Origin of the sequence: Desulfosporosinus shakirovi (assembly GCF_020595055.1) — a bacterium.
Taxonomy (GTDB): Bacteria; Bacillota; Desulfitobacteriia; order Desulfitobacteriales; family Desulfitobacteriaceae; genus Desulfosporosinus; species Desulfosporosinus shakirovi.
On record NZ_JAJDOO010000034.1, the window covers coordinates 39,314 to 47,079 of the forward strand.

Below are 7,766 nucleotides of genomic sequence, written 5' to 3' on the forward strand. Positions count from 1 at the left end.
CTAACTTTCTCCCGTATGGATTCGCTTGACTTCCGTGATGTCTTTAACCTTACGAATTTTATGCATCACCATTTTAAGCTGTTCCACGTTTCTGATCTCAATTCTCAACTGGATATGGGCAACGTCCCCTTTTCCCACACGGGCATTAATCCCTAGAATATGTGTCCGAGTATCTAAAACTGTATTCATGACCTCTGTGACCAAACGCGGCTTGTCTCTCCCATAGATTAGAATATCTACGGGATAATTGGAATCCACTTGCTCTGCCCACATAACTTCTACGATCCGATCACTCTCATCTTCAGAGTGGCTTAGTACATTGCTGCAATCCCCGCGATGAATGGAAACCCCGCGCCCTCGGGTAATATAACCGATTATTGCATCCCCCGGCAGAGGGTTGCAACACTGTGCGAAACGAATCAATACGTTATCCACGCCTTTGACCCTAACCCCATGCGTTGCTTTGCCATAGGAAACCTGAGTTGGCACTTTGCCTTCTCCTTGCTGGAGTGCTGCCAGCTGTACCTTTTCTCGTTCTTCTTTAGTGAGATCCTCGCGCAAGCGCATCATGACTTTGTTTGAGGTAAGTACACCGTCCCCAACTGAGGCGTATAAATCATCCAGACCTACAAAGTTTTGGGTCTTGCCAATCGCCATGAGGCTTTCAGGTTTAAGAACAGCTGCCGGATCCAGCCCCAGCTTTCGGGCCTCCCGTTCCAAGCTCTCACGTCCGCGAATGATATTATCCTCTCGTTGCTCTTTCTTGAACCATTGACGAATCCGATTCTTGGCCTGGGAGGTTTTAACAAAAGACAACCAATCTCGACTGGGTGCCCCCCCTTGCTTTGAGGTAAGTATTTCTAAAATATCTCCGTTATTCAGCTTTGTCTCCAGCGGAACAATCCGCCCGTTAATCTTGGCACCTATGCAACGGTGCCCTACGTCTGTATGAACGCGATAAGCAAAATCAACCGGACAGGAATCTGCGGGAAGTTCCACCACATCCCCCTTGGGAGTAAATACAAAAACTGTATCTGCAAACAAGTCTATTTTTAGCGACTCCATAAATTCTCCGGCATCCCGAGAATCATGTTGCCACTCCAGAAGTTGACGCAACCAAGAGAGCTTTTGCTCAAAATTTACGCTTGCTGTTTTATTACCACAGTCTTTATTACTTGTTGACTTATTACTCGTCGGCTTGTTTGCACATTCATTATTGCTTCCTTCTTTGTATTTCCAATGGGCAGCAATCCCGTATTCTGACGTACGGTGCATCTCACAAGTCCTGATCTGAATTTCAAAGGGTTCTCCGTGAAGTCCAATCAAGGTAGTATGCAATGACTGATACATATTTGGTTTAGGCATGGCAATATAATCCTTAAAGCGACCGGGGATCGGCTTCCACATTGTGTGAATGATCCCTAAGGCACCGTAACAATCGTTGACGGAGTCTACAATGACTCGAATTGCCATTAGGTCGTAGATTTCGCTTAGTTCTTTGTGCTGAGTAGTCATTTTACGATAGATACTGTAAAAATGCTTAGGACGACCGGCAATGTCCGCATATATTTCTACTTCATTTAATCTGTCTCGCATTTGCACTATAACTTCGTTAATATAGGCTTCGCGTTCCCGGCGTTTAAGGGCAATTCCTTCGACTAAATCATAATATTCCTGTGGTTTTAGATATCGAAACGAAAGATCTTCCAGCTCCCATTTAATTCGAAAAATCCCCAAGCGGTTTGCCAATGGAGCAAAAATTTCCAAGGTCTCTTGGGCAATTTCTTTTTGCTTTTTCTCCGAATGATATTTTAGAGTTCGCATATTATGAAGGCGGTCAGCAAGTTTAATGAGTATTACGCGGATATCCTTGGCCATCGCCAAAAACATCTTGCGTAGATTTTCTACTTGTTGCTCCACCTTGCTTTTGTACTCAATCCGGCCAAGTTTAGTCACACCGTCAACAAGCAATGCGATTTCTGCGCCAAATGCCTTCTCAATATCCGGAATGGTAAATTCTGTATCCTCCACAACATCATGAAGCAGAGCGGCCGCAATGGTTGCTTCATCCATTTCAAGTTCAACTAAAATTTGAGCAACTTCCAAGGGATGCAGAATATAATCTTCCCCAGAGTTGCGCAGTTGATTCCTATGAGCCGCTTCAGCAAACTGATATGCCTTATCCACAATAGCCAGACATGCCTCTGGAGATTTTTTTTTCATTTTTACCATTAATTCTGCGAAGGACATTGGTGGGTGAACTCCTCTCATCTGCCAATAACGCTCGGTTAAGTAACAACTTTGCCAAATCTAATACTCTGCCAAAGAGAAAACAGGGTAATCCTCCAGCTTCTCCCGACCGTTTAAGAACGTTAGTTCAATTAGAAAGCCCAATCCAACCACATCTGCCCCAATCTTTTTCAGTAAGTTTGCAGTCGCAAGCATTGTTCCCCCAGTTGCCAACAGATCATCCACAACAACTACTCGTTGGTCAGGTTTAATAGCATCTGCATGGACCTCTAACGTATCAAACCCATATTCTAAAGCATAGGTCTCACCGATGGTTTGGGCCGGCAATTTACCCGGTTTGCGAACCGGAACAAAGCCGATTCCTAATGCATAGGCCACAGGCGCACCAAATAAGAAGCCACGTGCTTCGGGACCGACAATCACGTCAGGCTGCCACAGCTTAATTTTCTCTACTAGGGCGTTAATAGCGGCATGATAAACTTCGCCGTTTTTCATAAGAGTGGTAATGTCCTTATACGAAATTCCCTCCTTGGGGAAATCGGAAATTACGCGAATATGATCCCTGAAATCCATGATCTTTACGCCACCTTTCTTTTGATGCAAACAACTTAGATAATTGTACCTAAACTTAAAAGTTTATCCGTCAGTAAAGTTTCTTTAATTGAATTGACGAGACGAGCAGTTGATTTTGAAATTTTAATGCTCTATCCAACCGTTCTCTTGCTAAACGATAGCGTAAAGATGATTCCAGATCCAATTTGCTTTGAGCTGGAATCCATTCTAAGACAATCTCATCCGTGCCGCCAAGGCATCGGATGAGCCCCAACTCTTCAAATACTTTTAATCCGACTTTCTCTTTAGCCGAAATTTTCAGATCAGTGCCCCGGCGAAAAGGATTAGCCCTGCTCGATTCAGCAAGCAGCTCTCGATATAATTGTACCAGCTCTTCCCGGGCTATGTAACAACAACGCTGACGAACTCTTTCCTCAAGAGGAGCTTGAAATCCTGCAAGTGCAATACGAAATATACCTAATCTCCGCAGTTTCTCGACGCCTTCTCTAAAATCCTCCTCCGTAAGCGGAAGACCGAACATCACCCCGAAACTCTGATTCACATTTCCATCCTTATCCTGATTTAAAGGATCGACCTCAAAACATTCTTCTTGAGTATGTTGACCACTAGCCAAATCATTCCCAAGTCGCAGAGTCGGCATACTCCCAGTGTTGTCCCAAATCCACAATCGTTGATTATAGTGTATAGGCCACTCTTTTTGAGGCAAATCTCTCCAATCCAGCCATTCAATTTCAATTTCCTCATTTGTGACCGCAATTTCCTGATATGCGGTTGAACCGGCCTCATTTACACTTTGCGGATTTAGCCAATTCGCCTCAGGCTGAATATCTTTGATCATTAATTGAACATTTTCTTGACCTCGAAAAGTATTCCAATCCAAAACAAATGCTGCATCTAATGTCAGTTTATCCTTCAGCTCATTCAAACGTTCTCCTAACCTAAAAGCAATCCCTTCCAGCTCTCCCTTTGATCCAAAGCGAAATTTCAGATGACTTTGGTCTTTTCCTACAGTACTTAGGGAATACACAGGAATTTCTTTACTGGCCAAAATAGGGCCCGGATTGCCAAACCCAAAGGGTGCCATTAGGTCGAGTTGACGGAGCAAATCTCCGGAAACAGCATCGAGAGCAACTTGAGAATCAATTCTTAAGATTTCATGAAAGAGAGCTTCATCAAAAACTAAAGCTTGTTCATTCAGTCCTTCTCTAAGTTTTTTGATATTTGTTACCGGAAGAGAAAAACCAGCGGCTTGTTTATGTCCTCCAAACTTTGTCAGCAGATATGCTTGTGTGCTCAACTGTTCTAATACCGGATAACCCGCAATTCCACGTGCCGAACCCTTGGCTTCTTCACCATCTTCGGAAATTATAAAGACCGGACGATAATAACGTTCTACCAAACGGGAAGCTACAATCCCTACAACCCCGTGGTGCCAATGATCTGTCGAAAGTACGATCACTCGCGGCAGCGGTTCACGTTCCAATAAGGAAATCGCTTCTGCTAAAATCTCCTTCTCGGTTTCCTGGCGCGATTGGTTTTCCCGTGTTAATTGACGTGCAAGTTCACCCGCTCGCTCAGCATCCTCCGTCAGAAGAAGTTCCAGACCTGCTCGGGCACTGTCCATACGTCCTGCTGCATTAATTCTAGGCGCGACCATAAAGCCAATTTGTCCTGCTTTAAGGGTCTTATCCTTTAACCCACACTCCTCGAGGAGCGCTGCCAATCCAGGATGATTAGTCTCCTCCATTTGGCGAAGTCCATAATGAACCAAGACTCGGTTTTCGCCAATTAAAGGGACTAGATCCGCAATCGTCCCTAAAGCCACCAGATCTAAAAGTTTGATTTCAGAGTGTATGCCTGTTTCATCATTCCCTAAAGATTGCAATAAGGCTTGGGCCAATTTAAACGCTACACCAACCCCGGCTAAATCCCTAAAGGGATAGCCTGAATTCTCAAGTTTAGGATTTATAATAGCAAAAGCCTTTGGTAAAACTTTTAGCGGTTCATGGTGATCTGTAATAATCACGTCAATATTAAGAGTTTTAGCCAGTTCCACTTCCTCGACTGCCGTAACCCCACAGTCAACTGTAATAAGAACGCTCACACCCGCCTTAGCTGCCCGTTCAACAGCCTCAGAATGGAGACCATAGCCTTCGTCTTGGCGGTGTGGAATATAGGCCACAGCCTGTAACCCCAAATCAATTAGAACTTTGTATAATAAAGTGGTACTCGTAACTCCATCCACGTCATAATCACCATAGATAAGGACCTTTTCCTTGCGCTCTAAGGCTAAAGACAGTCGCTCAACCGTTTGCAACATGTCGCTAAAGCAAAAGGGTGAGTTCAGGTTCAAGAGGGTTGGACGCATAAATTCAATAGCCTCTTCCGGCTGTTGATAGCCTCTTTGAATTAATATTTCTGAGACAACCGGCGAAATCCCTAAAAAATCGCGGAGTTTTTCTGTCATTCGTCCGGAAGAATGTTGTACAGACCATAATCGTTTCACAAATATACTCCCCCAGACTTTCATTATAAAACAGAGCAAAAATTGCAGCAACCATTATCGATATTCTCGACCTTTGCCATTCGAAATTCGGACTTGAAACTCAACTTCGACAGTTATCCTTCCAATAATGGGAAAACCATACTCAAATGGAATCTGAAAAGTTCTCAAATTATACAACTATAGTATCTAAGGACCAGCCAGCATACAAATCATAAAAGGTTTTAGTTTTTAGATCTCGCTCTCTGAATTCCGGCCTCTGACCTCCGAACCCTGCTCCGGCTTCCGCACTTGGCAACTCTGACAAAAGGATGACAACCCTTCCTCAACCGGGCATTCCACATCCCTGTTGCTGCAAGGTTCTGCATGAATTAAGACATAGGTTATATACAATCTCTCATTAATCTCTTTTTCGATCCTGTCACACAAATCATGAACGTCAACGACTGGAGTATATTTAGCAACGACCAAATGTAAATCAACATGTCTTTCTGCTCCGGCCTTACGAGTCCTGAGTTTATGAAATTCTACAAATTCATCCTCATAGCGTTGCAGTACTTCAGCAATTATCTCTCGTTCCTCATCCGGCAAACTGACATCAACCAGCGGTGCAAAAGCCTTCTTGGTTAAATCAATAGATGCCTTTATAATCATAAACGCAACCCCAAGGGCGATGATAGGATCTATTATGGTCCAACCCGTAAGCTTGATTAATAGCAACCCCACTAATACTCCTAATGATGTATAGACATCTGTCCTTAAATGCAAAGCATCCGCCTCAAGGGCTACAGAATCAGTTCGCTTGGCAACTTTCATAAGCCGTGTGGAGACAATCCAATTCATGATGGCTGAAACTCCCATGATTAACACACCTAAGCCTAAGCCAAAATCTGTGACATGTCCACCGTTGCCGTAAATAATTTCTTGGATTTTCTTAATCGCTTCAATGATTATCATTAGCGCTGCCACAAATATCAAAGCGGCTTCGATGGTACCGGAAACATTTTCTATCTTTCCATGACCGTAGGCATGGCATGAATCAGCAGGCTTTCCAGACTCTTTCACCGCAAAAAGTGCAATAAAGGCCGCCACTAGATCGATACCGGAATGAATCCCTTCCGACAAGATACTAACCGACCCGCTGACTAACCCAACTATCACCTTAGTTAATGTTAATATAATGTTCGAAGCAACTGATAATGAGGCCACTTGAGTCTTCTCATCCACGACATCACACTCCTCACTGACTAGTATATGGTAAATCAAACTAAAGTACATAAAAATAGGACCCCTTACAAAAAGGTAGTCCCGCAGATTCCTCCGCTGCTCCAAAAGCTGAAGCCCAGCTATATGCCTGACAATAATAAGTTTATGTATAAGATAACAAATATTAAACGTAATAGCAAGGTTTTATTTTGTCATTTTCCGGATAATGGCAAGAATTTCAGGGTTAAATTGTCAAAAAGTTTCCGTAAATGATCCATCCCAATCCCAAGATTATTCGCAAAAATGTAGGCGCGAAACTCCATAACATCTGATTTTTGCTACCTTTAGGAATAATACCTGTGCCGAATACTAAGGCCCATAGGATTATCGCAATTACAGGCGTTGCAAAGGCCCCGAATAAAACCATACTGGTCAATCCGCCTATAAGTCCCCCTACAAGCTTACTTTTATCAGCTTTTTTTCCAATAGTTAGAAGGAGCAGTATTCCAACGGTTCCACCTGCTAATATAGGAGTTTCCCATTGCCAGAACATTGTTGCGTCATGGAAAAGATAGTTTATCCCACTTAAAGCGACTGTTGCCGCAACAGTTCCCCAAATCCCTCCAAAAAAAATCATTCCTGCACAAAGAAGAAGTATTCCCTCGAGTAATACCAGTTGAATGAATTCCAAGAAACCTCTCTCCTCCAACACTATGTTCGTAGTAGTATATCCCAGTAATATCCAATCTAATCTTTAAGGGAATTCAAGGTCTCAAACTATCACAATGTCCTAATTACCATTATGTGGAACAATGCTTCCATTATCTTCATATTCTGTATTGTGGTAGGTCTCATTATTGCCGGTAGCCTACAGTAACTGAGAACGACAATTTGAAGGAGGTTTTAACTATGTGGTGGGGACGTTGGGGTTTTCCTTGGTTTGGCTTCGGCCCTCGGTTTGGTTTCGGTCCTTGGTGGGGTTTTCGCCGTTGGTGGTGGTAAGCCTTAATGGGTGAACCTTTTTCATTTATGTAATCGTATGCTTTTCATATTACTTTTCGTCCATTCTTAACCATTCTTATTTTACTAGATGGCGCTGCTTCCAATATGCAGGGCCATTTAGCTATTTTTAACGAGTTGGGATGTAACGAAACTTGTTTTCCAGTTTATTACATCCCAACTCTATTTGTAATCCCCTGATATATTGGAGGACTGTTCACCACTTCAAAGGTGT

General features: G+C 43.2%; 5 protein-coding genes. All 5 read right to left on the reverse strand.

Annotated features, from left to right (window positions below):
- Positions 1-2,250 carry a RelA/SpoT family protein gene (locus tag LJE72_RS21065; RefSeq protein WP_229249958.1) on the reverse strand — a complete coding sequence of 750 codons (2,250 nt, stop codon included), beginning with the start codon at positions 2,248-2,250 and terminating at the stop codon, positions 1-3.
- Positions 2,251-2,310: 60 nt separating this feature from the next.
- Positions 2,311-2,823 (reverse strand): adenine phosphoribosyltransferase, encoded by a 513-nt coding sequence (locus LJE72_RS21070; protein ID WP_229249959.1) that lies wholly within the window; start codon positions 2,821-2,823, stop codon positions 2,311-2,313.
- Positions 2,824-2,893: 70 nt separating this feature from the next.
- Positions 2,894-5,329: a single-stranded-DNA-specific exonuclease RecJ gene (gene recJ, locus LJE72_RS21075; RefSeq protein WP_229249960.1), complete on the reverse strand. Its 2,436-nt coding sequence runs from the start codon at positions 5,327-5,329 to the stop codon at positions 2,894-2,896.
- Positions 5,330-5,557: 228 nt separating this feature from the next.
- Positions 5,558-6,553 carry a cation diffusion facilitator family transporter gene (locus tag LJE72_RS21080; protein ID WP_229249962.1) on the reverse strand — a complete coding sequence of 332 codons (996 nt, stop codon included), beginning with the start codon at positions 6,551-6,553 and terminating at the stop codon, positions 5,558-5,560.
- A 223-nt stretch (positions 6,554-6,776) separates the two neighbouring features.
- Positions 6,777-7,223, reverse strand: coding sequence for a hypothetical protein (locus LJE72_RS21085; RefSeq protein WP_229249961.1), 447 nt, complete (start codon positions 7,221-7,223; stop codon positions 6,777-6,779).
- Positions 7,224-7,766 lie beyond the last annotated feature (543 nt).